This is a genomic window from Rhodococcus sp. D-46 (genome assembly GCF_011290655.1).
GTDB lineage: Bacteria > Actinomycetota > Actinomycetes > Mycobacteriales > Mycobacteriaceae > Rhodococcus_F > Rhodococcus_F qingshengii.
The window spans coordinates 381289-407400 of the sequence record NZ_JAANTF010000006.1 but is presented as its reverse complement, the minus strand read 5'-3'; the positions used below and the strand labels follow the sequence as shown (position 1 = coordinate 407400).

The 26112-nt window shown below is 60.9% G+C and carries 22 protein-coding genes; 13 read left to right on the top strand and 9 right to left on the bottom strand.

Going from position 1 to position 26112, the window contains the following annotated elements; genetic code table 11:
- Nucleotides 1-16 precede the first annotated feature (16 nt).
- A complete protein-coding gene (locus G9U53_RS17705) occupies nucleotides 17-1252 on the bottom strand; it encodes an MFS transporter (protein ID WP_207624350.1) in 1236 nt (411 codons plus the stop codon).
- Between the two features lie 69 nt (nucleotides 1253-1321).
- Between G9U53_RS17705 and G9U53_RS17700 the strand changes: the two genes are divergently transcribed.
- The gene (locus tag G9U53_RS17700) at nucleotides 1322-2335 is read left to right on the top strand and encodes an AraC family transcriptional regulator (protein WP_099698376.1); all 1014 of its coding nucleotides are present in this window, start codon (nucleotides 1322-1324) and stop codon (nucleotides 2333-2335) included.
- 54 nt (nucleotides 2336-2389) lie between these two features.
- On the opposite strand, the gene G9U53_RS34190 is transcribed toward G9U53_RS17700, so the two are convergent.
- Complete coding sequence (locus G9U53_RS34190) at nucleotides 2390-3565, bottom strand: helix-turn-helix domain-containing protein (RefSeq protein WP_207624349.1); 1176 nt, start codon at nucleotides 3563-3565, stop codon at nucleotides 2390-2392.
- Between the two features lie 150 nt (nucleotides 3566-3715).
- On the opposite strand from G9U53_RS34190, the gene G9U53_RS17690 reads away from it, so the two are divergent.
- The 6 genes from G9U53_RS17690 to G9U53_RS17665 all read left to right on the top strand — a co-directional run bounded on the left by G9U53_RS17690 (nucleotide 3716) and on the right by G9U53_RS17665 (nucleotide 10908).
- Nucleotides 3716-5044: an MFS transporter gene (locus G9U53_RS17690; RefSeq protein WP_165638972.1), complete on the top strand. Its 1329-nt coding sequence runs from the start codon at nucleotides 3716-3718 to the stop codon at nucleotides 5042-5044.
- A gap of 88 nt (nucleotides 5045-5132) precedes the next feature.
- Entirely contained in the window at nucleotides 5133-6782 is a 1650-nt protein-coding gene (locus G9U53_RS17685) for an amidohydrolase (RefSeq protein WP_165638971.1), read from the top strand.
- Between the two features lie 42 nt (nucleotides 6783-6824).
- Entirely contained in the window at nucleotides 6825-7586 is a 762-nt protein-coding gene (locus tag G9U53_RS17680) for a maleylpyruvate isomerase family mycothiol-dependent enzyme (protein WP_242692594.1), read from the top strand.
- A 23-nt stretch (nucleotides 7587-7609) separates the two neighbouring features.
- Complete coding sequence (gabT, locus tag G9U53_RS17675) at nucleotides 7610-8998, top strand: 4-aminobutyrate--2-oxoglutarate transaminase (RefSeq protein WP_165638969.1); 1389 nt, start codon at nucleotides 7610-7612, stop codon at nucleotides 8996-8998.
- Nucleotides 8995-10461 carry an NAD-dependent succinate-semialdehyde dehydrogenase gene (locus G9U53_RS17670; protein WP_165638968.1) on the top strand — a complete coding sequence of 489 codons (1467 nt, stop codon included), beginning with the start codon at nucleotides 8995-8997 and terminating at the stop codon, nucleotides 10459-10461. The genes gabT and G9U53_RS17670 overlap by 4 nt, the downstream gene beginning before the upstream one ends.
- A gap of 123 nt (nucleotides 10462-10584) precedes the next feature.
- On the top strand, nucleotides 10585-10908 hold the full coding sequence (locus G9U53_RS17665; protein ID WP_165638967.1) for a putative quinol monooxygenase: 324 nt from the start codon (nucleotides 10585-10587) through the stop codon (nucleotides 10906-10908).
- Nucleotides 10909-11046: 138 nt separating this feature from the next.
- On the opposite strand, the gene G9U53_RS17660 is transcribed toward G9U53_RS17665, so the two are convergent.
- From G9U53_RS17660 to G9U53_RS17640, 5 genes are all read right to left on the bottom strand, one after another.
- Nucleotides 11047-11295: a hypothetical protein gene (locus tag G9U53_RS17660; protein WP_165638966.1), complete on the bottom strand. Its 249-nt coding sequence runs from the start codon at nucleotides 11293-11295 to the stop codon at nucleotides 11047-11049.
- 370 nt (nucleotides 11296-11665) lie between these two features.
- Nucleotides 11666-13579, bottom strand: coding sequence for an ABC transporter ATP-binding protein (locus tag G9U53_RS17655; protein ID WP_165638965.1), 1914 nt, complete (start codon nucleotides 13577-13579; stop codon nucleotides 11666-11668).
- Nucleotides 13580-14431: an ABC transporter permease gene (locus G9U53_RS17650; RefSeq protein ID WP_047272016.1), complete on the bottom strand. Its 852-nt coding sequence runs from the start codon at nucleotides 14429-14431 to the stop codon at nucleotides 13580-13582.
- A 1-nt stretch (nucleotide 14432) separates the two neighbouring features.
- Nucleotides 14433-15386: an ABC transporter permease gene (locus G9U53_RS17645; protein ID WP_165638964.1), complete on the bottom strand. Its 954-nt coding sequence runs from the start codon at nucleotides 15384-15386 to the stop codon at nucleotides 14433-14435.
- A gap of 36 nt (nucleotides 15387-15422) precedes the next feature.
- The gene (locus G9U53_RS17640) at nucleotides 15423-17060 is read right to left on the bottom strand and encodes an ABC transporter substrate-binding protein (RefSeq protein ID WP_165638963.1); all 1638 of its coding nucleotides are present in this window, start codon (nucleotides 17058-17060) and stop codon (nucleotides 15423-15425) included.
- Nucleotides 17061-17722: 662 nt separating this feature from the next.
- On the opposite strand from G9U53_RS17640, the gene G9U53_RS17635 reads away from it, so the two are divergent.
- The 4 genes from G9U53_RS17635 to G9U53_RS17620 all read left to right on the top strand — a co-directional run bounded on the left by G9U53_RS17635 (nucleotide 17723) and on the right by G9U53_RS17620 (nucleotide 22146).
- A complete protein-coding gene (locus G9U53_RS17635) occupies nucleotides 17723-18763 on the top strand; it encodes an FAD-binding oxidoreductase (RefSeq protein WP_165638962.1) in 1041 nt (346 codons plus the stop codon).
- Nucleotides 18764-19232: 469 nt separating this feature from the next.
- Nucleotides 19233-20420, top strand: coding sequence for an ATP-binding protein (locus G9U53_RS17630; protein ID WP_042924931.1), 1188 nt, complete (start codon nucleotides 19233-19235; stop codon nucleotides 20418-20420).
- Complete coding sequence (locus tag G9U53_RS17625) at nucleotides 20417-21136, top strand: M50 family metallopeptidase (protein WP_054188435.1); 720 nt, start codon at nucleotides 20417-20419, stop codon at nucleotides 21134-21136. The genes G9U53_RS17630 and G9U53_RS17625 overlap by 4 nt, the downstream gene beginning before the upstream one ends.
- A gap of 173 nt (nucleotides 21137-21309) precedes the next feature.
- The gene (locus G9U53_RS17620) at nucleotides 21310-22146 is read left to right on the top strand and encodes an NAD(P)-dependent oxidoreductase (RefSeq protein ID WP_047272023.1); all 837 of its coding nucleotides are present in this window, start codon (nucleotides 21310-21312) and stop codon (nucleotides 22144-22146) included.
- A 54-nt stretch (nucleotides 22147-22200) separates the two neighbouring features.
- Here G9U53_RS17620 and G9U53_RS17615 read toward each other — a convergent pair whose 3' ends face one another.
- Nucleotides 22201-23208: an NAD(P)H-dependent glycerol-3-phosphate dehydrogenase gene (locus G9U53_RS17615; RefSeq protein ID WP_003940093.1), complete on the bottom strand. Its 1008-nt coding sequence runs from the start codon at nucleotides 23206-23208 to the stop codon at nucleotides 22201-22203.
- 97 nt (nucleotides 23209-23305) lie between these two features.
- Nucleotides 23306-24034 carry an FCD domain-containing protein gene (locus tag G9U53_RS17610; protein WP_030536531.1) on the bottom strand — a complete coding sequence of 243 codons (729 nt, stop codon included), beginning with the start codon at nucleotides 24032-24034 and terminating at the stop codon, nucleotides 23306-23308.
- Nucleotides 24035-24167: 133 nt separating this feature from the next.
- Here G9U53_RS17610 and G9U53_RS17605 point away from each other — a divergent pair, with 133 nt between their 5' ends.
- Nucleotides 24168-25556 (top strand): gluconate:H+ symporter, encoded by a 1389-nt coding sequence (locus G9U53_RS17605; protein WP_003939838.1) that lies wholly within the window; start codon nucleotides 24168-24170, stop codon nucleotides 25554-25556.
- Nucleotides 25557-25568: 12 nt separating this feature from the next.
- Nucleotides 25569-26099 carry a gluconokinase gene (locus tag G9U53_RS17600; RefSeq protein WP_003940404.1) on the top strand — a complete coding sequence of 177 codons (531 nt, stop codon included), beginning with the start codon at nucleotides 25569-25571 and terminating at the stop codon, nucleotides 26097-26099.
- The last annotated feature ends 13 nt before the right edge of the window (nucleotides 26100-26112 follow it).

The following is a 26112-nucleotide window of genomic DNA, read 5'->3' as shown; positions in this document are numbered from 1 at the left end:
ATGCAGGTAACCGGTGTCACGCAAGGTGATCGAGGTTCTTCACGGACAATGTGATGAACAATGCTGACGCAATCAGCACGACTCCGAAAACCGAAAACACCGCCATGGCACCCCCGGCTCCGAACATCGCACCGCCTGCTGCGGCACCTGCAGCGATTCCGGACTGGACACCGACCACCACGATCCCGCCTGCACTTTCCGCCTTGTCGGGCACGGTCCTGGTCGCCCACGTCGACCACGCCACCGAAACTCCGCCGAATGCCAAGCCCCACAACACCACCAAGGCTGCGCTTACGCTCTGAGTTGCAGGCACCAGTGCCAGACCTAGAGCAGCTGTCCCGATCAGTAAGGGCATCAGCGCCAATGTCAGACGCAGGCTGAGTTGGAGGAGCCATCCGGCGACAAGTGTGCCTGCCAAGTTCGCCACTCCGAAGGCGAACAATAGAACAGTCAAGGTGGAGGCGCCGACATCGACCATGGTTTCGAGCGCCGGTCGAATGTAGGTGAACAGTGCATAGTGCCCGATATGGACGAGCAACATGCCGACGATGCCGATCCCGAAGCGTGGATGTACCAACACCGACCACAAAGTTCTCAACCGTGCCTCGTGCCGCGGTGCCATCGGGGGCAACGCGAACAGTTGGAAGGCAAGCGTCACGACCCCGAGGGCCGCGGTGACCCAAAAGGCACTGCGCCAACCGGACAGTTCACCGAGGTAACTACCGAGCGGCACGGCCACGATGGTTGCCACGGCGATACCGCTGAAAATGATGGATACAGCGCGAGGTACCGACGATTCCGGTACCAGGCGCATCGCCGTGGCAGCCGCCATGCTCCAGAAACCACCTAACGCAATACCGAGCAGGATCCGCATCGCCAACAGCACCAACATGTTCGGGGCCAGGGCCACGAGCGAGTTCGACGCGATCATCAGCACAGTGAAGCTGAGCAGAACAATCCGCCGGTCCATCCGTCGTGTCAGGCTTGCCGTCAGTAGTCCAGAGAGGATTGCTGCTCCAGCCGTGACGGTGACTGCTTGGCCCACCAGTGCTTCCGGCACGCCCAAATCATCGGCAATCGGAGTCAACAGACTAGCCGGAAGATACTCGGCCGTAAGCAGTCCGGATACGCCCAGAGCCAGTGACATCACCGCCATCCACTTCGGTGTTACCGGCAGCGGTGGCGGGTCGACAAATGCGGCTGCTCGGACGGGTCGGGTATCGGGCGCGGTGCTGCACACATCACTGGACAACGGCTGTACTTCTCCTGGATCGCATGAAAGGCTTTGAGTCAACACTAGATACGACTTTCAGGATGATCTATGACCGAGGATCCGGCCGTTTTGATCAAGAGTCCGGCCGAGTCGGCTGCCGGGACGTTCGCCTCGTCCTCCGACCTCATCAGCGAACTGTTGACGAGTATGCGGTTGCGTGGAGTGCAGTACCGTCGCGTCCATGCCGGTCCGCGATTCGGCATCGGCTTCGATGCGAAACCGGGCCGTGCCTATTTCCACTTCCTCGCAGTCGGTCACGCGTTTCTGCGTGCCGAGAACGGCACCGTCCACGAACTGTCAGCGGGCAACGCTGTGTTCATCCCGCACGGTCGACCCCATCAGTGGCTGTCCGGGCCGGGCGTAGTGGTTCAGGGCATCGACAGCTACGACTCCGAACCCCTCGGCGATGCGGTGGGGGACGTGAACGTCGGCCTCGCCGCCGACCTGTCTCCCAGCGCCGTATTGTTCACCGGTTACATGGAATTCGATCTCGGCGGGATGCAAGGCCTGAGTCGTATCATGCCCGAGATCATGATCGCCGACGCCCAGGGGGAGCGATATCCCGGACTTTTACCGATCCTTGCTGCGATGAGGCGTGAGACCTGTTCGGCGCGTGTCGGTTTTGCTGGTGTTTCAGCGCGTCTCGCCGAAGTCGTGGCTGCGATGATCGTGCGAGGGTGGGTTGAATGTGGCTGCGACAATGCCTCTGGACTGGTGGCGGCGCTGCGCGATCCGCGACTGGCGGGAGCCATCTTGGCTGTCCACCGGGATCCCGGACATCATTGGACGGTAGCGGAATTGGCATCGCAGTGCCATGTTTCCCGATCGGTGTTCGCGGAGCGCTTCCATGCGATGATCGGCGTACCGCCTCTGCGGTACGCGACGGAACTGAGAATGCTTCTTGCCAGCCAGTGGCTGGCCCAGGACACGATGTCGGTGGAAGCCATGGCTCGAAATCTTGGTTACACCTCTCAAGCTGCGTTCAGCCGCGCTTTCAAACGCGTTACCGGGCAACCTCCCAGCGCACGCAGAGCTACCTCGCCCATACAGTTCGTTGCGTGACGCTTCCGACGGCGATCGCCCCGAGAAGGTAAAGGGGAAGGCGTTCGAGTGCTTCTAGGCCCAACCCACGACGAGTCTCGCCGATTGTTCAGGAATCGTGGGGTCCAAACCGGTGAGTTTCGCAAATCGATGAAGACGATTGGAAACGGTGTTGCGGTGACAGAACAGCTCGTTGGCCGATTCCCCGATACTGCCTGTTTTCATATAGCTGCGCACGCATTCTTCGAGACGGACCCGCTCCGCGTCTCCGCAGGTCACCAAAGCATCGTCGACATCGGTGAGTAGCCCGCTACCTGATTCTTGTAGGCCTAGTTTGGCCAGTCTTGCCCACCCTCGGTCCCAGGTGAGAGCCGCGTGGTCTTCGCTGGTGATTGTTCGTGTGAGAGCTCGTGCGGTATTGGCCGCCGCGCGAAGGGCTGACAGACCGGTGTCGGCGTTGACAATTCCGACTCGAAGCTTGAGGAGGTTCCGGCCGACATCGGTAGCTTGCGGTCCGTCGAGGTCGAATCTGCGCGTGAAGGCAATCAGGACGTCGCCGAGGTAGTGGGTGTACACCGTTCGTCCGGAGCGCTCGGTTTCGGAGATGAACACTCGTAGCGCCGGGATGTCGTCACCGGCAGCTCCGATGACCAGAAGGGGGGCGCGTTGTGGGATTCGGAGTTCGGCTGCAATAGCATCCAGTTGATCTGTGTCTGTGGATCGGGGATCCTGGAACAGGTTTGCGATGCGTCCTTGCAGTGCAGACGATTCCTCTCTCAGCATGCGTTCTCGTTCGGCCATGTAGGCCCCTTGTGTCTGTGCGGCGTACTCGTCGACGGTGCGAAGCACGATCCACGTGTGTCGAACCAACAGTTCGGCATCCCTCGGTGACGACGCGGAGGTGAGGGCCTCCCACAGCACGTTGTAGTCCAATCGGATCGCGGTCATCAATGAGGTGATGGGGATCCCTGCCCGTGCACGAGAGATGCCGACATCGTTCGCGACGGGGACGAAATCGGGCAGACCTCCCGCGCGCAGACCTTGGAGCATGGCGGAGAAGGCCATCCGGCCTGTGCGTTCGATCTCGGACGTCGGTAGCGGCGACGAGTCGTAGCCCGCGATCGAGGCGACACGTTTGACGAAGGTGTCGGTCAGTTCGGCGACGTCGAGGCTGTCGAGCAGCTCTTGCCATCTTCCTGAGTCGCGGGCGTCCGGCTCGTTGCCCGGTCGTGAAGGGGCGAAATGGTTCACCAAGTCAGAATAGGGCATATGCACAAATTCGCAGCGCTAATCGGCGGGGAATGCCTAGGGACAGTGAGCGAATAACCTGAAATGCTTGCGGCAGGCCGAAATCCCCTGGGGACAGAAGCAGACCGAATCCCTCATCCCTGATGGAGAGTTATGACGTACACACAATCGACGTCGATCGAGTTCGGAGCCGTTCATGAGCTCGACGAGAAGAGCGCAAACAAGGTCGCACTCGGCGCTCTGGTCGGTTCCGTGCTCGAGTATTACGACTTCTTCCTGTTCAGTGCCGCGGCCGCTCTCGTGTTCAATGTTCAGTACTTCACCAGCGGCAACGCAACCTTGGCCGCACTTGCCTCGTTCGCCACTTTCGGAGTAGGGGTAGCGGCCCGACCGATCGGCGGCATTGTCTTCGGTGCAATGGGCGATCGGATCGGCCGCCGAAAGACGCTGATGATCACCATCGTCGGTATCGGCATCATTACCGCGTTGATCGGCATACTGCCCACCTACGCAGCGATCGGCATCGCAGCGCCGGTGCTGCTCGTGCTGCTGAGAATCGTGCAGGGCCTCTTCGTAGGAGGGGAATGGTCAGGTGCCTTGACCCTGGTGGTGGAGAACGCGCCACTGCATATGCGGGCGCGATACGCAGTGATTCCCCTCATCGGATCTCCGATCGGAACAATTCTGTCTTCTGGTGGATTTTTTCTGGTCACCATTGCAATTTCGCAGCAGAACTTCGAATCCTGGGGTTGGCGCATTCCCTTCCTTCTCTCGTTACCGTTACTTCTTGTCGCGGTTTACATTCGGCGCAAACTCGAAGAATCCCCTGTCTTCCGTCAGCTCGAGGAAGCTGGGGAGTTGGCGACCAATCCCGTGAGCACAGCCTTCAAACACAGCTGGCGTCAGATTTTGATCGGAATGGCGGCTTCACTTCTCGGAATGGGCGGGTTCTACCTCGTCACGACATTCTGTGTGTGGTACGGAGTGAACGTACTCGGATACAGCCGATCGTTGATGCTGCTCGGAACTATCGTCGCGGCCGTAGTCGAGATCTTCGTGATCTTGTTGAGCGGGCGGTTGGGCGCGCGATTCGGTTCGAGTCGAGTGATCTTTTGGGGCGGGATCGCCTCTGCCGTAGTCGCTTTGCCGGCCTTTCTGCTACTGACTTCGGGCGTTCCCGTGCTCATCGTTCTGTCGATGACGTTGGCAGTGGCGACGTTGTCGTTTCCCTACGCAGGTACAGGAGCTGTTCTGACCGGACTCTTTCCGGCGCGAACTCGATTCACAGGTGTTGCCGTCGCGAACAACACCGCCGCGATGATTGCAGGATTCGTTCCACTTCTGGTTACCAGCCTCGTGGCTGCAGCTCATGATCACTGGTGGCCAGCTGCGTTGGTTCTCGCGCTGATTTCGTTGATCACCGCATCGGCAGGAGCGATCGCGCCGAAATTCAGCGTGGACCTCCCCGGCTTCAAGCACTGAGAAACGTAGCGCGGCTGGTGTTCGAAACATCGCACCTCGTACCGCTGGATCAGACGCGGCTCGATTACTGGACAAGGACATTTCTCTTATGCAACTCGACCTCATTGTGCGGGCGCGCGAAATCATCACCATGGATCCTCATCGGCCGATCGCGTCGGTTGTCGGGGTAATCGGTGACCGGATCGTCGGGTTCGACGACGAGGTCGCCGGTATCGAGGCGATACGAACCCTGGACTTCGCAGACGCCTGTGTGACGCCCGGTCTGATCGACGCTCATTGTCACACCGTCTGGTGGGGACTTGGATTGGCGTCGATAGACCTCAGCCGCGCCGCCACTCTCGAAGATCTCTACAGGCTGATCGAGGCCGAAGTAGAGCGTATCGGTGATGACGCCGATGCCTGGGTCCACGGCACAGGTTTCAACCAGGGGCACTATGGCGGCGAATTCCCTGCTATCGATCGGCTCGACGCCGTGACGGGAGACCGCCCACTGTACTTACGGCACACCTCCGGTCACGCAGCGATTGCGAACACGGCTACGTTGCGTCTCATCGGTGCGCTTGACGACGGGTTCGAAGTTCCCGTCGGAGGTGTCGTCGTGCGGGATGACGAGGGCCGCCCTACCGGTGTAGTCGAAGAGTCGGCGCAAGGGTTGGTGCAGGCGTTGCTGTTGCCCTACTCCACCGAGCGGCTCGCCGAGGCAATCGACGAAGCAACCAAACGCTTTGCTGCACAGGGGATAACAAGCTTCACAGAAGCCGGTGTCGGTGGCGGTTGGATCGGCCACAGCTCCATCGAAATCGCGGCCTATCAATCGGCCGCAGATCGCAATCATCTGCACGCCCGTGCACAGTTGATGCCGGCAATCGACGCCCTTCATCCCCTTGCCGCGAACGCTTCGGACTTCTGCGGCGAGGGGACAGGAGTGGGCTTGGACCTCGGGATTCGTTACGGCTTCGGCGATTCCCACCTTCAGCTGGGGCACGTCAAGGTCTTTCTCGACGGTTCTTTGCTCGGGGCGACCGCCGCTGTGACAGAAGACTTCTGCGGCCATGAACATAATCGGGGATACCTCCTCGACACGCCGGAACTGTATCGAGAGCGTGCACTCGCGGCATATCGATCGGGGTGGCCGCTTGCATTGCATGCGATCGGAGACGCAGCAATAGACCTGGCCCTGGATCTGATCGAGGAGGCGCAGAAGAGCTACGGCCGCCACACAGCTCCGTGCCGTATCGAACATTTCGGCATCGCTCGACCGGATCAAGTGCGTCGTGCCGGCGATCTCGCCATTGCTGTGACCCCCCAGGCAGGTTTCATCGGGCCGCTCGGCGATCAGATCCTCGATCTTGTCGGGACCGACCGTGAACCGTGGCTCTACCGTGGGCGATCGGTCATCGATGCGGGAGCAATACTCGCAGGCTCATCAGACCTTCCTGTCGCCGACAACAATCTTCGTAGAGGTATGCAGTCGGCCGTCGATCGTCGTACCGACACCGGATTCGTCCTGGCCTCGAACGAGGCGATCACACCGGAGGAAGCCCTTCGAACGCACACGGAATGGGCTGCGCGCGCGACCGGTCAGATCGACGACAAAGGCACCCTCGAACGGGGAAAACTTGCGGACTTCGCCGTGTTCTCGTCGTCGCCGCTCACTGCGCCGAACATATCGGAGCTCGACGTCGTCGCAACAATACTCGGAGGAAACCTCACCCATGATGCCCGACCGACTCGCTGAAGAATTACTCGTGATCTTGTGAAGGAGAATGCCGTGAACGTGATGCGAGAGCCGGCTGACGAACTCGCCGTCGATCTCGGCTACGTGAAAGCCGGACAAACGCACTTCGACCGGACGTTGCGCGAACTCGGTGACAACGAACTGCGTGGACCCTCGTTGCTTCCAGGATGGACTCGCGCGCACGTGATCGCGCACGTCGGTTTCAACGCCCGCGCCATCGGCCGCCTGGTGGATTGGGCGACGACAGGCATCGAGAAACCGATGTACGAGTCTGCCCATGCGCGGAGCCGGGAAATCGACAGTGCAGCACCACTGTCGAATGTCGAACTCCGTGAACTCAGCGACAGGGAGGCGAGAGCGCTCGAAATCGCCTGGAGCGCAGTCCCCGACAATCGTTGGTCTACCGAGGTAAACAACGCTCAAGGTGTGCGGATACCGGTCGTCGATACAGTGTGGATGCGATCTCGCGAATTGTGGTTACACGCAATCGATCTCAACTATTCGGCGAGTGCAGCGGACATACCGCCAGCGGTGCAGCGACGAATAATTCACAATGTCCTGGATACGTGGGCCACCCGAGACGACTATCGCGTGCACATGACAGTCGCGGACACCGGTGAAGAGTTCGAACCGGTATCGAGTCACATCACCACCGCCGATTCGACCACGGCACGCACGGCGGTGTCCGGGTCGCTTCCGAATCTGCTGATGTGGGTGACCGGCCGCAGAAACATCGCAGTGTCCGCGGTCGACACGTCGGGCCGCGAGATCGGCACAGCCCCGACAGCTCCGCGCTGGCTCTGACGCTCACTATCGACAACACGAAAATGAGGAACGAATTGTCAGTCTCGTCAGTAACGGGCGGCCCGCTGGTGTCGCAACATAGAGAACTCGTAACCGCAATTCCAGGACCGCAATCGCAGGTGCTTATGCGTCGAAAAGAGGCGGCCGTTGCGGCCGGTGTAGGGCACGTTGTACCCATATCGATCGTCGCAGCCGGAGGCGGGATCTTGATCGATGCCGACGGCAATTCTCTGATCGATCTCGGTTCGGGCATTGCCGTCACCGGCGTTGGCAATTCAGCTCCAGCCGTTGTCGAAGCCATAACTCGCCAAGCGAAACTGTTCACTCACACCTGCTTCACCGTCACCCCATACGACGGCTACGTTGCGGTCGCCGAGAAGCTCAACTCGATCACCCCCGGTGACCACGAGAAGCGCACAGCACTGTTCAACACCGGTTCCGAAGCCGTCGAGAACGCGATCAAGATCGCACGCTCCTTCACCAACAAACATGCGGTTGTGGTCTTCGATCACGCGTTCCACGGCAGAACCAACCTCACCTTGGGCATGACTGCGAAGAACACCCCTTACAAAAACGGCTTCGGTCCGTTCACACCCGAGATCTACCGTGTTCCAACCTCGTACCCATATCGCGATGGGCTGAGCGGGGTGGAGGCGGCAGAAATTGCGCTCCTGCAAATCGAAAGACAGGTCGGCGCTTCCAATCTCGCAGCAATCGTCATCGAGCCCATCCAGGGCGAGGGTGGATTCATCGAACCCGCGACCGGTTTTCTGCCTGCTCTAGCCGAATGGGCAACTGCCAACGGCGTCGTGTTCATCCTCGACGAAGTCCAAACCGGGTTCGCCCGTACCGGTGATCTCTTCGCTGCGAACCACGAGCGAGTCGTACCTGATCTCATCGCAACAGGAAAAGGTATCGCGGGTGGATTGCCACTGGCCGCGGTCACTGGCCGCGCAGAGATCATGGATTCACCACAATCCGGCGCTCTCGGGGGCACCTACGCCGGAAACCCAATCTCCTGCGCCGCGGCGCTCTCCACAATCGAAACGTACGAAAAGAACAACCTGGTTGTTCGTGCACGTGAAATCGCGGCGATCATCGATGAGGTCTTCACCGAACTGGGCGCCTCGGACGACCGTATTGGTGACATCCGAGGCCGCGGCGCGATGAAGGCCATCGAAGTAGTACACCCCGACAGCACAGATCCGAACCCGGCGCTGACCGATTCCGTCGCAAAATTCGCCGCGGATCATGGCGTAGTGGTTCTTACTTGCGGCACCTACGGAAACGTCATCCGATTTCTCCCTCCGCTCGCAATTTCGGACGAACTGCTACGCGAAGGTCTACGCGTCGTGGCCGACGGATTCCGTACGAACGCCCCGACCTCAGCCACAAAGGAAAGCCAGTCATGACATTGAAGCCACATGAACAGGACCTACTCAACCGTGTCGAAACCGGTATCGGCGTCGGCGGAACATGGGCGACATCGAGTTCGGGCGCGACCTTCACCGTCGAAGACCCCGCAACCGGGCATGTGATCAAGACGATTGCCGACGCAACGGTCGACGACGCCATTCGCGCCCTCGATTCAGCCGTTGCAGCACAACAAGAGTGGGCCGAAACACCTAGCCGCCTACGTTCGGACATCCTCCGCAGAGCATTCGACTTGCTGATGGATCGCAAAGAAGAGTTTGCTCTGCTCATCGCCCTGGAAATGGGGAAGCCGATCGCCGAAGCGCGCGGTGAGGTCGTTTACGGTGGAGAGTTCCTTCGGTGGTACTCCGAGGAAGCCGTACGCGTCAGCGGAGACTATCGCCGAAACCCCGAGGGGTCAGGCAACATCACAGTGTCGCACCTCCCTGTGGGGCCCTGCTACTTCATCACACCATGGAACTTCCCACTCGCGATGGCAACCCGCAAGATTGCTCCGGCACTCGCCGCCGGTTGCACCACCATCATCAAGCCGGCGGAACTCACTCCGCTGACCACGATCTACCTGGTGCAGCTGCTGGAAGAGGCAGGACTTCCGCCGGGTGTGGTGAACGTAGTGCCCACGTCGAATCCCAGCGCTCAGTCCAGTGCCCTGCTATCGGATCCACGCCTTCGCAAGCTGAGCTTCACAGGCTCGACGGCGGTTGGCGTCAAACTCCTCGAAGCTGCTGCGCAGAACGTATTGCGTACTTCGATGGAGCTCGGCGGCAACGCACCCTTCCTGGTTTTTGAGGACGCAGATATCGACCGAGCGGTCGACGGCGTGATGCTCGCAAAATTCCGCAACATCGGTCAGGCATGTACCGCCGCAAACCGCATATTGGTACACGATTCCGTGGCCGACGAATTCGTTCGTCGAGTAAGTGAAAGGGTTGCTGCGTTGAAAATTGGTCGTGGGGCCGACGAAGGTTACGACATCGGTGCACTGGTCGACAAGAAAGCCATCGCGAAGACAGAAGGTCTCGTCGCTGACGCGGTGGACACCGGCGCGGAGATTGTCACCGGCGGTCAGGCCATCGTCGGCCCAGGGAACTTCTTTCAACCGACCGTGATCGACAAGATCGGGCCTGAAGCTCGGATGGTGAACGAGGAGATCTTCGGACCAGTGCTGGCGATAACTCGCTTTTCGTCCGAGGACGAGGCCGTGCACATTGCCAACAACACTGAGTACGGCTTGGTCAGCTATGTCTACACAGAGAACGTCGGCCGAAGCCAGCGAATGATAGAAAAACTTCAAACCGGGATGATGGGCCTCAACACCGGTCTCGTCTCGAATGCAGCAGCGCCTTTCGGCGGCATCAAGCATTCGGGGATCGGAAGAGAAGGCGGCTTCGAAGGAATTCGCGAGTTTTTGTCCACGAAGTACACGTTGACCCCCCGATGACACTTGAATCGACCGCACGAAAAGCGTCAGTAGGCGTCAGGACCCCGTGCCGAACGTAGTCGTCGTTGATTTGCAGTCCGGCACTGTGTTCTGCTCGTAATCTACTACTAGAGAGTAAGTTTCGTGACCGACAACACGCAGCGTGCTACGTCGAACTTTCGAGTAGTCGCCGAATACTGGCTGGACGAGGAAACCGCGGACGAGGTGCTCGGTCATCTGGCCCAACTCGCTGAGGCAAGCCGAAAGGAGCCGGCCAATCTCGGCTACGAGTACTTCCGCAACGTCGAGAATCCGCTATACGTAGCCATCCTCGAGACGTATATCGACGAAGTCGGCTTCGAAGCGCACCGAACATCGCCGCACTTCATATGTATCGGCACGGACAAGATCCTTCCACTTCTCACTGATCGCATCGTGCGCACGTACTCAGACGAGGGTGATCGCTGATGGCCAAGGCCACCGAGTCGCGTCCCATCATCCTTACAATCGCCGGCCCGGCAATCGTCGGCCCGACTGGTGGCATGATGGAGGACCGAATTTTCTCGCCAAGAGATCCCGACGAGTAGACGCGTCCTCCGACGACGCTCACGCGATGTTCGGCAAGAGCATCGCTGCAGCCGACTGGCACTCGAACCGACGGAAGGCGTCGGGTTCAACGGAGCCGAAATCAGACGAGTCACGTACGTCCCGAACGAAAAGTTCGCCGCCGACACGCGTTCCACCGCGAACCAGATGCAGGGTGGCGTCCGATGCCATTCGGCAGCAATGCTTCTCAGATTCGTCACCATGCCCGTTGTGCCCGGCGCCGGTAGCAGCCATTTGCAGGATCGCCACTGGGTGTAGATGACGGGCGCTGGGTACAACGCGCAACAGTGCTCGCCCGCCACGTGGGGCGGACCTACGGGCTCGCCGAGATGGCCGATGACGGCGTGGATGGTCCTCTTTCGTCGGACTCTGCGATATCCGATCTCGAGCTGGATATCGTCTGCAGCCTTGCAAGGCCTCGGCGATGCTGTACGTCGATGTCTTTCGGCGTGACGGATTCGGGTTCACGACGTGGTGTTTTCTGTGGCAGTCCGTGCATCTGTGTCGGTCCGTCGGGAGGTGCAGGATCGGCGGATGTTTCATGCAAATCCGAGGTCGGCATTCGGTGTTGCATGCTGGCAGTTCAAGAGTGGTTGCCAGGTCGCCGTATCCAGCAGTGCTACCTCGGGATTGCATCTGAACTACGTTGCACAACTGCTGAAATGGAGGATGGAACCGATGCGAGCAGTCGTTGTGTGTACTGGTGATTTGGTGCGTCGAGCACGGCCTCTGTCTCGCCGGCTTCTACGATTTCACCCCGGTAGAGAACCACTGTTCGATCGGTCATCTGCCTCACGACTGCTAAGTCGTGAGTGATGAAGAGCATGCTCATGCCGTTCTCCGCTCTGATAGAGCGAAGCAGCTCGAGAATTTGGGCTTGCACGGAGACATCCAGGGCGGCAACAGGTTCGTCGCAGATGAGCAGCCTGGGTCGAACGGCAATTGCCCGGGCAATCACGGCGCGCTGACGTTCGCCACCCGAGAGCGCAGCCGGACGGAGAGCGGCGTAGCTGCCCGGTAGTCCCACCTTGCCGAGTAACCCCGAGACTTCCGAGGCTACGGAATCGCTATCGCGTTTGTCCGCTCCGGTTCGTACGGCTACAGCTTCTCGCAAGGCTGCACCGATGGTTCGGGATGGATTGAGCGCTGCGTACGGATCCTGAAACACTACTTGGATCTCCCGGGCCAACTCGACTCTGGTTTTTCGCGCAGTGGATGCAGTGGGCGCGAGCTCTCTGCCGAATGCCGATATCCGGCCGGAGGTGACGTGCTCCAGACCTAGGAGGGCACGAGCGATAGTTGTCTTCCCTGAGCCGGATTCACCTACCAGTCCCACTGATTCGCCGGCGCGGATCGAGAAAGTCACGCCGCGGAGGGCGTGCGAGTCCTTGGGCTTGCCGAACATCGCTTTGGCGCGATATACCTTGTGTACGTTCGCAACCTCGACTATCGGTGGGCCGATGGTGTCGAAAGATCGTGACTCGGATTGTTGAGGTAGAGGTGGTTCGAACTCGGAACCGCGGGGAAACTCGTCGTGAATCCGATCGATCCGGATGCAAGCCGAAGCGTGTTCGATCGTGATGGGAGTAAGAGCTGGTCGGGCTGAAAAGCATTCGCCGACAGACCATTCGCATCGGTCAGCGAATGCGCAGATCGCCTCGACGGCTGCGGCTCGAGGCACACTGCCGGGAATCGACGTCAACCGTTCGACTCGACGATCGACAGGGGGACTGGCCGACATCAGCCCACGTGTGTAGGGATGCGTCGGGGTGCGGGCAAGATCGGCGACCGTAGCCTCCTCCACCACGCGTCCGGCGTACATGACCTGGATCCGATCGCAGACGTCCATCGCCACGTGCAGATCATGAGTGATCAAGATGAGCGCCATGTTTCGTGACTTCTGTAGACCGGCGAGAAGTCGGAGGACTTCGTCCTGGGTGGTCACGTCCAGTGCAGTTGTCGGTTCGTCGGCGATCAGCAACTCCGGATCGCCGGCAAGCGCGGCCGCCATGGCAACTCGTTGCCGCATCCCCCCGGAGAGCTGAAAGGGGTACTTTTGTGCGACGGCGGGATCCAAGCCAACCTCCGCGAGACGCGCAGCAACTTCGGCCCGAACTTGTTGGCGTCCGCCTTTTCTGACATTTGGCGGGAGTGTCTCCCGCACGTGCTCGCCTACCGTGTGGATGGGGTTGAGCATGCTGAACGGGTCCTGCATCAAAAGACTGATTCGGGAGCCCCGTAACGATCGCAGTTCACGTTCGCGTGTGCCGATCAACGGGATTCCGTCGAAATCTGCTGCTCCTCGTGCATAGATTCCCGGCGGTAGCAAACCGACAAGCGAACGAACTGCCATCGATTTTCCACTGCCAGACTCGCCGACTATCCCGAGAGTCTCGCCTCGGGGGACCGTGATGTTGACATCGCTGACGAGCACCTGCGACCTGTTCGCGTACACCGATAGCCCGGAAACTTTCAGGAGGGGGCCATTCGCATCGGCCGTTTCCGATTGTACTGTCACATCTTCCACAGTCATCTACTTCCGTTCTCCTGAGTCTGACAGCCGTTTGAAGAACCAGTCGCCGAAGATAGTTGCGGCGCTGCCGGTCAGGATGAGACAGGCTGCGGGGGCAACTGCGACCCAGGGGTTCTCGGAGATCATCGATTGCCCCTGGGAGAGCATCGATCCCCAATCTGCAGCCCCGGGGGCGATACCGATACCGAGAAATGACAACGACGAGAAGGCGACCAACGCTCCGACGAAATCCAGCAGGAAGACGGCGAGCACGGTGGGCGCGATGTTGGGCAGCACATGGCGGATCATGATCCGTGAGTCGGTCAATCCGAGGGTCTTCGCAGAGTCGATGTACGGCAGACGAACCTGGACGCGCGTCACACTGCCGACTATTCTGATGGCGCTCGGTACTGACAGGAAAACCAGAATCGCCACAGTCAGCCAGTAGCTCCCGCCGAGAATCCCCAGGAGCACGATGGCGACGAGGAGCGCGGGCAGGGCATACACGAGGTCTGCGAATCGGTTGAGGACGTTGTCGAGTGCACCGCCGTTATATCCGGCGACCAGCCCCGCGGATGCGCCGGCTATCACTGTTCCCATCGCTACGCACAGCGGTCCGAGCACGGAGCGGCCGGTACCGTCGATCAAACGGGAGAGGACATCGCGTCCCATATCGTCGGTGCCCAACCAGTGTGTGCGATCGGAACCGGTCACACCGCGGAGAAGATCCTGAGTGTAAGGGTCGTAAGGGCTTATGAGCCGACCGGCGACAGCCGCGAATACCATCACACCGAGGATCACCAGTGCAATCACAACGGTGATGGGAATTCGCGATCCCTGCCTGCTCTTTTCGCGATCGGTGAGTGCAGTCATGTCATCCCTTTCCTGCGTACCGCATGCGCGGGTCGACGAGGAGAGCTACCACGTCCACCGCCAGGTTGACGACAATCACGAAGGCGCCGAGACACACGGCCAACCCTTGTACGACGGGTAGGTCCTTTTCGGTGACCGACTGCACCATCAGCGAACCGACTCCCGGTACGGAGAACACGGTCTCGACGAGTACGGCGCCGGACAGCGCAGCGATCAGTATCAGACCGGCCGCAGTCACCACCGGCATTGCGGAGTTCCGTAACGCATATCGGAAGAAGACCCGTGAGGGGTCGAGACCACGAGCTTTCGCGAATGTCATGTAGTCCTGCCGGAGCACGTTGAGCGCTCCGGCGCGTGTCTGCCGGATCAGCAGTGCGATGAGCGCGATGCCGAGTGCTGTTGCTGGCAGGGTGAGGTGCACCAAGCGATCGAAGAATCCATTGCCCACGCCGTAAACGGGGAACAGTCCGAGCTCGAGTCCGAATACGAAAATCAGCAACATTCCGACTGCGAAACCTGGTGCACTCATACCTATTACGGAAGCCATCGAGATCCCTCTGTCCACCCATTTATCGCGCTGATACGCCGCTGACATTCCGCAGGGGACCCCGATCCCGACCACCAAAACAAGTGTGTACACCGCCAGTTGGATCGAGACCGGTAGGTGATCGGTGATGATGCCGGTCACCGGCGCACCTGATCTGGTCGACGTCCCGAAATCGAGCTGCAGTGCATCGACCAACCAGTGCCAATACTGAACAAGGAAAGAATCGTTGAGGTGATGTCGTGCCTCCAGGGCCGCGATCAGTTCGGGTGTGCTCGGACGAGAGCCGACAAGGACGGCAATTGCAGAGCCTGGCGTCACCGACAGCAGACTGAACACCAGAAAACTGATTACCAGAAGCAGCGCGGCCGACACCACGAGTCGCTTGCCGATGAACGCCGCTACTGCCATCTCAATCGAACCTCGTTGTGTGGGAGAGATAGTCGTTCACGACGTTGCCTTCACTGCGGTAACCCACGAACCGTTGACGAAGTCGTAGAAGGACATGTCGCGATCGAAGGCGAACCCGTCGGCAATTGCGTAGACCAGATTCGGATTGAACAGCGGGACGTACGGAAGTTGTTCGTGGATGCCGGTCAAGATGGTCTGGGCGGCAGTCCATCGGTCCAGGGGTGAGGTCGATCCGTTCAGGACGGGCAGCGCCTGTTCGACGGAATCGGTAGACCAATTCGAGGCGTTGAATTTCGGTGCGACAGCGTTCTCCTTTCCGACGACGGAGCCGATCAATTTGGGGTCGGGCGTCGATGCGGTAATCGACAGGAATCCGATTCCGGGAACCTTGTGGGCGTACAGGTCGGAAATCCATTGGGTCTGGGTGATGGGCTTTGGAACAACGGTCACACCGAGTGGCGCCAGGTTTTGTTGCAGGTTGAGTACCGTCAGTTCCGTCCAGTTCACGTTGTCGGTGTAGGGGACCTCCACCGTGAATCCCTGGGGGTGCGACGAGGCGGCAAGTTCTTGCGCCGCAAGGTTACTGTCGAACTCGATTCCGCCGAGTCCGTCCAGGAAGGATTGCGCGTTCCCAGGGGAACCGGCGACACCGGTCAACATTTCCGGAGTTGCCAAACCCTTCAATATCGCGGAGTCGTTGCCGAATGCCGCCTCTGCGATTCCTTTTCGATCGATCGAGTGCGCGACGGCCTTCCGCACGTGGACATCGTCGAACGGACTCGTACTGGTATCGAACGTCAAATACGTGAGCTTGGTCAGAGGGACCTCGATCGTGTCGATTCCACCGATCTGCTTCCACTGTGACTGCTTCTTGATGTCGGCCACATTCGCAGCTTGGATGTCGCCGGATCGCATTGCCAACTGAGCGGTGTTGCCGTCCGGAATCACGTCGAACTTCAGAGTTTCCGGTGCAGGTTGCTCAGACCAGTAGTCATTGTTACGGACAAGTTGCACACCGGAACTTGAATATTCTTGGACCCGGTACGGGCCAGTGCCCACCGGAACCGCTTGCGCAGTACCCAATTCGGCAGCATGTTCTTCAGCGAACCTTGCCTGTTGGATCAGTCCGAATAGCGCGATGCTCTGCCTGGCAACCGGATCGGGATGCGACAACTTCACAGTCACCCGCATCGGTCCGGTTTGTTCGATGCTTTCGAGACTTTCCAGCTCGCCGGCAGTTTGCGCCCCGGCTGCGGAATCAGAGACGTGCCGAAGGCTCCAGATCACGTCCTCCGGGGTCAGTAGAGTTCCGTCGGAGAATCGCACGTCGGACCGGATGACGTAGTCGATGGTCGTCGGGTCAGGAACCGATACGGCTTCGGCGAGATGAGGTCGCAACTCTCCTTCAGCGGAAAGCCGTTCCAGCGGTTCGGTGAACAGGGTCTGAACCTGCATGGAAGGACCGAAATCCTTAGTGATATCTAAGGAGATCGGAGCCGCTGCAAGAGCGAAGGTGAAGGCGGGTATCGGATCGTCGGTGATCGTTCGAGTCTGTGTGGCGCCCGGTGCGGAGCCACACGCGGAAACCACGAGGACGAGTGCTGTTGCCGATACCGCGTACGTGGCGGTTCGCGTGTAAGCGCGCATCGCGCGATGTAGAACTGGCTTCTTCAAGCGTCAACTCCCTGTTCACGAAAACCCAACCGGATATGACGGATAACGCTACGGAGATGTAGGTCACATATCGTTAGACGATTGTCGAATCCAGCGCGGATATTTTTCGACGATCGGAAGAGTGCTTTGGAAAGTCCCGAGATACAGAGTCAGAGCAAAGATTGCACGCCAACGCGTTCAGGCGGAAGCCGGGATTTCAGTATCGGTGTTCTGGGGGTGATGCGACCTGAAGTCGGGATCGGTTGTTGGAGGGCTTCTTTAGGGCCTCGGCCACGACTGGGCGTTCACCAGTGCGACCCGTCGCCAATGTCGACAGCCTCAAAGCATCAGCGCGCGGATGACCTCGGGTTACCTGATCGGCGACTTGGCGACAAGACTGGGCGGGCTTTACGCCCGGTCTGGCGGGCCTGTCGGTGCCCACGGGCGGTTGTTGTTCTCTTTTGGGAACTGCTGCGTGTACTCCGATGACTGGTGACCGCAGGTTCACCGCGTGGGGAGTGGCTCGAGTTTAGGGTGCTCGGCGTGCAGTGCTCGTCCATACCTTCGAACGGGCGGTCGCTCTCGCCGCCGAGCGGGAACAGGCCTAGTCCTCCATTAACCGCCGAAGTCCTCGCATCCAAATCGAGTGGATCCAGGTTGCGGCTCGCAGATATGGTCCACTGGTGACGCATCCGAATGGTCGAAACGACAGCCCGATCCTGGTGATTGGTGCCGGTGTCGTCGGCGCGTCGATCGCGTATCACCTGGCGCGCGTTGGTCTCCGAGTCACCGTGCTCGAGCGGGGCTCGGTGGCGGGAGGGGTGACCGGCAACTCGTTTGCCTGGGTCGGCCTCTCGAAGAGTGCAGCAGAAACCTACTCCGATCCGTGCCGACATGGCGCCGCACCCGAGTTCGACCGGCTGGAGCGCGAACTCGTCGAGCCATTCGGTCTGCGCCGCAGAGGCGCGATCACGTGGGAGACGACGGAAGCGGAGACTCGAAAGTTCGTCGACGCGCATCGCGCACTCGGTCATCCAGTCGAACTCATCGGTGAAGATGAGGTCTTTGCTCGTGAGCCGGGATTGCGCACAGCGCCCGCGGTAGCGGCATATGCGCCTGACGATGGTGGAGTTGACCCGGTTGCGTTCGCTCGATCGCTCCTGCGGGGTGCCGAAGCATACGGTGCCACAGTGCATTCCGATGTCAGTGCGCTCTCGATGTACACGGAAGGCAAGAGAGTGTGCGGAGTAGTGACTGCCGACGGTCCCGTCTACGGATCGACCACAATCCTCTCCGCGGGCACTGCTATCCCCGGCCTCGCGGCGTCGGCGGGAGTCGACGTCGCGGTCGGCGCCTCACCGTGTTGCCTCATCAGATTCTCGACGCCGCACCGATTGGTGAGCGGAATCCTCTCCACCCCGGACTTCGAGATCAGGCAATTGGACGACACGACACTGATTGCGGCTGAGGATGTTCCGTTCGGGTTCTCCGGAGACACTCATGAGCTTGCCGAGCCGACCCTGCAGGCGGTCCGCAGTCAGCTCGTGGGCGGTGAACACGTGGAACTGATCGAGGCGGTAGTCGCTGACCGTCCCATTCCACGCGGTGGCCGGCCACTGCTGGGCTTCGCCGAAGACGTGTCGGGGCTCTATCTGGCCGCGGCGCATCCTGCGATCATTCTGGCCGGAGCAATTGGGGCCCACGTGGCCGGGGACTTCATCTAGCGGTCGGGCTCGAACAGGTAGACGGGATGCTGGGCGCTCAGTTTTCGGTAGGGCGTTTTAGGGTTAGCAACGAGACCACCACGAGGGTAATGCCGAGAACCCCCAAACTGGCCATCGGCCAGTCCACGACGACCGAGGTAGCCGTGGAGTCCACATCGACTAGATGTGTCGTGCATCTGGCTGCTGGCACAGGCAGCGGAAGACGATGTGCCTTCCACACAGCTGAAAAGTATCCCGGACCAGGCGAGTCGGGGGCGGGATAGTTGTCCTGGCAAAGCGTGTCTGGTGTGGACGCGAGCAACGACATGACCCATAGCGCGCCCCCCGCGATGATTCCGATCCCCGCCCGAAGCCATTGCATACGGCGATAGTACGAGGTTCACGGGGTGCAATAGCAGTTACTAGTTCTCTCTAGGACACGCGCTAGAGAGCGGGATATTCGTCTACCCTGCTTGTACCGTCGATGGGCATGGACCCCGTGCGCAATCCGTATGCCCCCGGTGCCGGTCAACGCCCGCCGGAACTCGCTGGGCGCGACAAGCAGATCGACGCCTTCGACGTCGTTCTCGAGCGAATTGCGCGTGGCCGCCCGGAACGAAGTGTTGTCCTCACCGGCTTGCGTGGCGTCGGCAAGACCGTCCTGCTCAATCAGTTGCGTTCGGCCGCGATCTCCCGAAGCTGGGGGACAGGCAAGATCGAGGCGCGCCCCGATCAGGATTTACGACGCCCACTCTCGTCAGCGCTCCACATGGCAGTCCGAGAGATCGCGGTCTCCCATCGCGATCCGGAGCGAGTCGAGCAGTTCCTCGGAGTCCTCAAATCGTTTGCCCTACGCGCCACTGCGGACAAGGGAATGCGCGAGCGCTGGCAACCAGGCATCGACGCACCTGCGATCAAAGGTCGCGCGGACAGCGGCGACATCGAGATCGACCTGGTCGAGTTGCTGCTCGACGCGTCGTCGCTGGCCAGGGATGTCGGCGTCGGGATCGCAATCTTCATCGACGAGATGCAGGACCTCGGTGCCGCGGATGTCTCGGCGATCTGCGGGGCATGCCACGAGTTGAGTCAGGACGCGGCACCGTTGATCGTCGTCGGGGCGGGGCTTCCGCATCTGCCTGCTGTGCTGTCGGCGTCGAAAAGCTACTCGGAGCGCCTGTTCAGCTACCACCGGATCGACCGCCTCGAGCGTGAAGCTGCAGATCAGGCACTGATTGCGCCTGCCGAGCGTGAGGAGGTCGAGTTCACCGAATCCGCGCTCGACGCTCTGTACGAAGCGGCTGACGGGTACCCGTACTTCGTTCAGGCCTACGGGAAAGCCACGTGGGATGTGGCGGCGTCGAGTCCGATCACGGCAGAAGACGTGCGCGTCGGCGCGCCGACGGCTGAGGAAGAACTCGCTGTCGGTTTCTTCGGATCGCGGTACGAGCGAGCAACGCCCGCGGAGCGTGAGTACATGCGCGCCATGGCCGATCTCGCCGGTGACGACGGGCCCGTCGCAACCGCGAAGATCGCCGTCGAGTTGGGGCGCAAACCGGCTTCCCTGTCGCCGGCACGCGATGGACTGATCAAGAAGGGGCTGATCTATTCGGCAGAACGTGGATCCATCGGATTCACGGTCCCGCACTTCGGCCGATACCTGCGCGGACAAGCGGAGTGAACGCGCTCGAAACCGCGTGGGATCGGGTGGCGGCGCTCAGTCCCAATCCGCCGGCCTGGGTGGTTCAACTGGCCGCGTTGATCGCCGTGATCATCGTTCTCGAACCACACCTGTGGCGGATCGCCCGCAACGTCGTCACCATCGCACACGAGGGCGCTCATCTGATCGTCGCCGTCCTGGTCGGTCGACGGTTGAAAGGTCTTCGCCTGCATTCGGATACGTCGGGTGTCGCGATTTCGTCGGGCAAACCGACCGGCTTCGGCGTCATTCTGATGACGTTCGCGGGGTACGTCGGACCGTCGATTCTCGGACTCGGCGCGGCCGGGTTGTTGGGCGCGCAGCGTGCGGTCTCGGTGCTGTGGATCGGCGTATTCGTCATCGCGGTGATGATGGTCCTGATCCGAAACCTCTACGGAGTCTTCTCACTTGCAGTCGTGGGAGCCGTGTTGTTCGGGCTCGTCTGGTTGGGGACCCAGGAGCAGCAAGTGGCCGCAGCGTACTTCCTGACGCTCTTCCTCCTCTTTGCCGGACCACGCCCGGTCGTGGAACTTCAACGGCAGCGAATGCGACGAGGCGGGGCACCGGACTCGGACGCCGACCAATTGGCCAGGCTCTCACCGATACCCGCGATCGTCTGGGTCGGGTTGTTCCTGCTCGTGAACGTCGCGGTGCTCGTGCTCGGCGGATGGTGGATTCTGCGCCCGGTGGGTGGCTGACCGGATTGGTCCGTTGTCCCGTCAGGACAACGGACCAACGATTGTTGATGCTCTGCGGACGTAGTCATCGCATGAAGGCGCTCATATCGTGGAAGTCGACGAGTGGTCGTGCCGGGACTTCCCGCGGCCACACCCGCAACGACGAAGACCGTCGACGATGACAAGGATTCGTTTTGGACGACAAGAACTTCCGCGGACGAACCGCGATCATGTCCGGGGGAAGCCGTGGCATCGGACTTGCCATCGCCCGTGCGATAGCGCGCCGCGGCGGAAATATCGTGTTGCTCGCCAAGACCGATACGCCGGATCCCAGGCTGCCCGGAACTATCCACACGGCTGTGGACGAGTTGAACGAGCTCGAGGGTCATGCCGTTCCGGTCGTCGGCGACGTGAGGAACGACGACGACATCGCGCGGGCCGTGGCTGCAGCGGTAGAGCACTTCGGTGGCATCGACATCGTGGTCAACAACGCGAGCGTCCTCGACATCTCGAAAACCGAAGATCTCGCGATGAAGCGATTCGATCTGATGCAGCAGGTCAATGTCCGTGGTACCTTCGCGCTCACCCGCGCGTGCCTTCCGTACCTTCGGGTTTCGGCCAATGCGCACGTGTTGACGCTGTCGCCGCCGCTCAACTTTTCGCCGCACTGGTTGGGTGCTCATCCGGGCTACATGTTGGCCAAATACGGAATGACATTGGCGGCCTTGGGTATCGCCGCAGAGTATTCAGGTGCACCGATTTCGAGTAATTGCCTGTGGCCGGAGACCATGATCGCCACGGCCGCTGTCGGAAACCTGCTCGGGGGAGACGACAGTATCGAGCACTCGCGTTCACCCGAGATCATGGCCGATGCGGCTGTCGAGATTCTCGGGCGTCCCGCCGGCACGGATACCGGTCGTACAGTGCTCGACGTCGAGATCTTGCGCGAGGCGGGGATCTCGGATTTCTCGCAGTACGGCGGTCAGTCACCGTTGGCGATCGACATCTTCGTCGACGCTCCAATTCCGTGATCTCGGGCGATCTACAGGTATCTAGCCAAATCGCTAGATACCTGTAGATCTTCCTCACGCCACTTCGTGCTCGCCGCCCGGGGCAACCTTCTGAAGTCCGCGATATGCGTCGCTGGCACTTTGGCGACCGCCGATGACGGCCTCGACCTCCGCGGCAATCGGCATGTCGACACCGTATTCACGGGCCAGATCCATGACGGTGGGGGCAGTCTTGACGCCCTCGGCAACCTGGCCGAGCTTGGCGACCGCCTCCTCGACGGTCAATCCCTGCGCCAGAGCTTCGCCGACGCGACGGTTCCGAGAAGTCGGAGCCATGCAGGTGGCAATCAGATCGCCGACGCCCGTCAAGCCGGCAAAGGTGCGCGGGTTGGCGCCCATCGCTTCACCGAGTCGAGTCATCTCGGCGAGGCCGCGTGCGAGCACCATCGCACGAGTGTTGTCACCGACTCCCAGGCCGTCGGCCATGCCCGAGGCGATGGCAACGATGTTCTTGAGGATGCCGCCGAGTTCGCAGCCGAGCACGTCGGTGTTGCGGTAGACGCGGAAGACCGACGACGCGAACAGGGGTTGCAGCGCGGCGGCGACGCGATCGTCCTGGGTGGCCACGACCGATGCCGCGGCCATGCCGTCGACGATCTCCTTGGCGATGTTGGGGCCTGCGAGCAATCCGACGGGATGGCCGGGCAGGCACTCGGCGATCACTTCGGTGGGGCGCTGCCGGGTGCCGGGCTCGAGACCCTTGGACAGTGACAACACCGGGACCCACGCCCGAACCTCGTTGGCGATCTCGGCGAGGGTGGAGCGAACGGCGTGCGATGGCACCCCGCATACGAGTACGTCCGCTTCGCGGGCGGCTTCGACCAGATCCGAGGTTGCCTTGAGCCCCTTGGGAAGTTTGCGCTCACCAAGGTATTTGGAGTTGGTCCGTTGCGAATTGATCTCGTCGGCTGCTTCGGAATTGCGTGCCCACAACAGGGTCGGGGTGTTGCGGGCAGCGAGGCCGGCCACCGTGGTTCCCCACGATCCGGCACCGAGGACGACGACGCGTACCGGGCGGGCCATCAGAGTGCGCTGTTCTGGGTAGCGAGTGCTGTCATGGCGCCAAGCGTTCCACTTGCGGAGCAGTTGCGGGCCAATTCCGCCGAGTCTGTGGCTCGACTTACAGATGAGGCGGCGGTTCGGGGCTTTCGCGCATTGTTTCGACCGCTTCTGCGGATTCCGCGACGATCGAGCGCATGGCGGCTTCCGCGGCGTCGGCGTCCCCGGCCTGAATAGCAGATGCGACCACTCCGTGCAGGTGAATCGCTTCGGGGTCGGCCTCGTGGGGCATCAACGAGTGGCGGGTGCGGCCTTCGAGTATCTCGACGACGATCTGCGACATCGCCCGCAGCATCGGGTTACCGGAGGCGGCGAGCAGGGTGCGGTGGAAGTCGGAGTCATGGCCGAGATAGGCGCCGGTATCGGCAGCGCGAGAGGTAGCTGACATGCCGATGACGGCTGCAGTGAGAGCGCCGCACTGCTCAGGTGTGGCGCGAGTTGCGGCCAGTCGCGCAGCCAGAGGTTCGATGCCGGAACGGAGTTCACTGAGGATCGAAAGTTGCTCGAACCGATCAGGACCGGCCAGTTGCCAGCGGATGACATTGGGGTCGAGCGAGTTCCAGTGTTCGGAGCCCAGGATGGTGATTCCGACGCGTCGACGAACCGAGGCGAGTCCGAGGGATTCGAGAACGCGGACAACTTCGCGGATGACGGTTCGCGACACGTCGTATCGCGTTGCCACCTCGTCGGCGGAGATCGTGGTTCCCGGAGCGAGCACACCACCGACTATGTCTTGGCCGAGCTGTTCCAGCATCGAGTCGTGTAACTGCTGAAACGGGACAGAAGGCATACGTAGATCGTCCCATGCGTATGGAGTAAGCCCGGTGGAAGCCGAATAAATACTACAAATTAGTGTCTGCTCTTGAAATTGTAGGTTAATTAAGGAACAGTGACCTCAATCACTCATCGGACTGGGAGTCCCTATGAACACCACAGCATTGCTGGCGGCCGAGGTCGTCCCCGCTGGTAGCGACGCACGATTGATCATCGCTGCAGTCGCCGGCGTCGCGGTCATCATCGCGTTGATCACCTGGCTGGACCTGCATCCCTTCCTCGCGCTGTCCATCGGCGCGGTGGGCGTCGGTCTGGCGGCCGGCCTCGGATCGGCCGAGTCGGTCGCGGCATTCGCGACAGGCTTCGGGTCGACAATGGGAAGCGTTGGAATCCTGATCGGTTTCGGCGCGATGTTCGGCAAACTCCTCGCCGATTCCGGCGGTGCCGACCGAGTGGTCGACACGCTGGTCGGCCGTTCCAGCACCAAGGCGCTTCCGTGGACCATGGCTCTGGTCGGCGCAGTGATCGGTCTGCCGATGTTCTTCGAAATCGGTCTCGTCCTGTTGATGCCGGTCATCATCCTCGTCGCGCGGCGTTCCGGCTTGTCCCTGATGCGCATCGCGATCCCCACCCTCGCCGGCCTCTCGGCCATGCACGGTTTGGTTCCGCCGCACCCCGGGCCACTGGTTGCCGTCTCGGCTTTGAACGCAAACCTCGGCCTCACCCTCGCTCTCGGTGTCCTCGTCGCGATCCCCACGGTTGTTCTCGCCGGACCGGTCTTCAGCAAGTACGCCGCGCGGTGGGTCGACGTGAAGGTCCCGGATCTTTTTGTCACAGGCGAAGATCGAGGCGAGGAAGAGAAGAAGCAGCGTCCCTCGTTCGCGGCTACCCTCGCAGCGATCCTCCTGCCGGTTGTTCTCATGCTGGGCAAGGCATTTGCAGACGTGATCGCACCCGATTCCGAGGCACTCCCCAAGTCCGTCCTCGACTTCCTCGGAACACCCGTTGTGGCTTTGGGTCTCGCGGTTCTGGTCGGTATGGTGCTGCTGGGTCGCGGCGGCGGAATGGACCGCAAGGCCATCTCGAAGTCACTCGAGAGTTCCCTACCTCCCATCGCAGGCATCTTGTTGATCGTCGGCGCCGGTGGTGGTTTCAAGCAGGTCCTGATCGACACCGGTATCGCCGGAGTGATCGCCGACGCGATCAAGGGCAGCAGCCTCCCCGTGCTGTTCCTGGCCTGGCTGGTAGCGGTATTGATCCGCGTCGCAACGGGTTCGGCAACGGTGGCAACGGTGACGGCGTCGGGCATCCTCGCTCCGGTTGCGGCAGACCTCTCGTCCGCACATGTCTCGCTGATGGTCTTGGCGATCGGTGCGGGCTCGCTCTTCCTCTCGCACGTCAACGACGCCGGATTCTGGTTGGTGAAGGAGTATCTGGGCGTCAGCGTGGTACAGAACCTCAAGACCTGGACCGTGATGGAATGCATCATCTCGGTATCGGGCCTGGCCGGAGTGCTCGTGTTGAGCGCATTCATCTAGGTAGGCGAGCACATGAACAGCGAAGCGGCACAGCAGAAGCAGTATCCCGTGCTCGTCCTGATGGGTGTCTCGGGTTCGGGAAAGTCGACGGTCGGCGGCATGCTCGCCGGAGCGATGGGTTGGGACCTTCAAGAAGGCGACGATCTGCATCCGCAGGCGAACATCGACAAGATGGCGACCGGGCATCCGTTGAACGACGAAGACCGCTGGCCCTGGCTCGACAAGATCGCCGTCTGGATCAAGAGCCATACCGACGCCGGTCAGCCGGGCATCGTCACGTGTTCGGCACTCAAGCGCAGCTACCGCGACGTGCTTCGCGGTGAGCACGTCGTGTTCGTGCACCTCGCCGGTTCGCGGGATCAGATCGGCCAGCGATTGACCGCTCGCCTCGATCACTACATGCCCGCCTCGCTCCTCGACTCCCAGATCTCGACACTCGAGGCCGTCGACCCGGACGAACAGGCCATCGTCGTCGACGTGGGCGGGAGTCCCGCCAAGATCGCGGAGGAGATCCTGCGACGCGTGGAGACATTCGAATACTGAGCAAGCCCGGCGT

Excerpts from the sequence above, each read along its gene's own strand:
- G9U53_RS17680 (WP_242692594.1), top strand. The coding sequence starts at position 6,825 with ATGCGAGAGCCGGCTGACGAACTCGCCGTCGATCTCGGCTACGTGAAA.
- G9U53_RS17645 (WP_165638964.1), bottom strand. The coding sequence starts at position 15,386 with ATGGCAGTAGCGGCGTTCATCGGCAAGCGACTCGTGGTGTCGGCCGCG.
- G9U53_RS17655 (WP_165638965.1), bottom strand. The coding sequence starts at position 13,579 with ATGACTGTGGAAGATGTGACAGTACAATCGGAAACGGCCGATGCGAAT.
- G9U53_RS17700 (WP_099698376.1), top strand. The coding sequence starts at position 1,322 with ATGACCGAGGATCCGGCCGTTTTGATCAAGAGTCCGGCCGAGTCGGCT.
- G9U53_RS17600 (WP_003940404.1), top strand. The coding sequence starts at position 25,569 with ATGAACAGCGAAGCGGCACAGCAGAAGCAGTATCCCGTGCTCGTCCTG.
- G9U53_RS17630 (WP_042924931.1), top strand. The coding sequence starts at position 19,233 with ATGGACCCCGTGCGCAATCCGTATGCCCCCGGTGCCGGTCAACGCCCG.
- G9U53_RS17615 (WP_003940093.1), bottom strand. The coding sequence starts at position 23,208 with ATGGCCCGCCCGGTACGCGTCGTCGTCCTCGGTGCCGGATCGTGGGGA.
- G9U53_RS17610 (WP_030536531.1), bottom strand. The coding sequence starts at position 24,034 with ATGCCTTCTGTCCCGTTTCAGCAGTTACACGACTCGATGCTGGAACAG.
- G9U53_RS17670 (WP_165638968.1), top strand. The coding sequence starts at position 8,995 with ATGACATTGAAGCCACATGAACAGGACCTACTCAACCGTGTCGAAACC.
- G9U53_RS17685 (WP_165638971.1), top strand. The coding sequence starts at position 5,133 with ATGCAACTCGACCTCATTGTGCGGGCGCGCGAAATCATCACCATGGAT.
- G9U53_RS17605 (WP_003939838.1), top strand. The coding sequence starts at position 24,168 with ATGAACACCACAGCATTGCTGGCGGCCGAGGTCGTCCCCGCTGGTAGC.
- G9U53_RS17690 (WP_165638972.1), top strand. The coding sequence starts at position 3,716 with ATGACGTACACACAATCGACGTCGATCGAGTTCGGAGCCGTTCATGAG.
- gabT (WP_165638969.1), top strand. The coding sequence starts at position 7,610 with ATGAGGAACGAATTGTCAGTCTCGTCAGTAACGGGCGGCCCGCTGGTG.
- G9U53_RS17650 (WP_047272016.1), bottom strand. The coding sequence starts at position 14,431 with ATGACTGCACTCACCGATCGCGAAAAGAGCAGGCAGGGATCGCGAATT.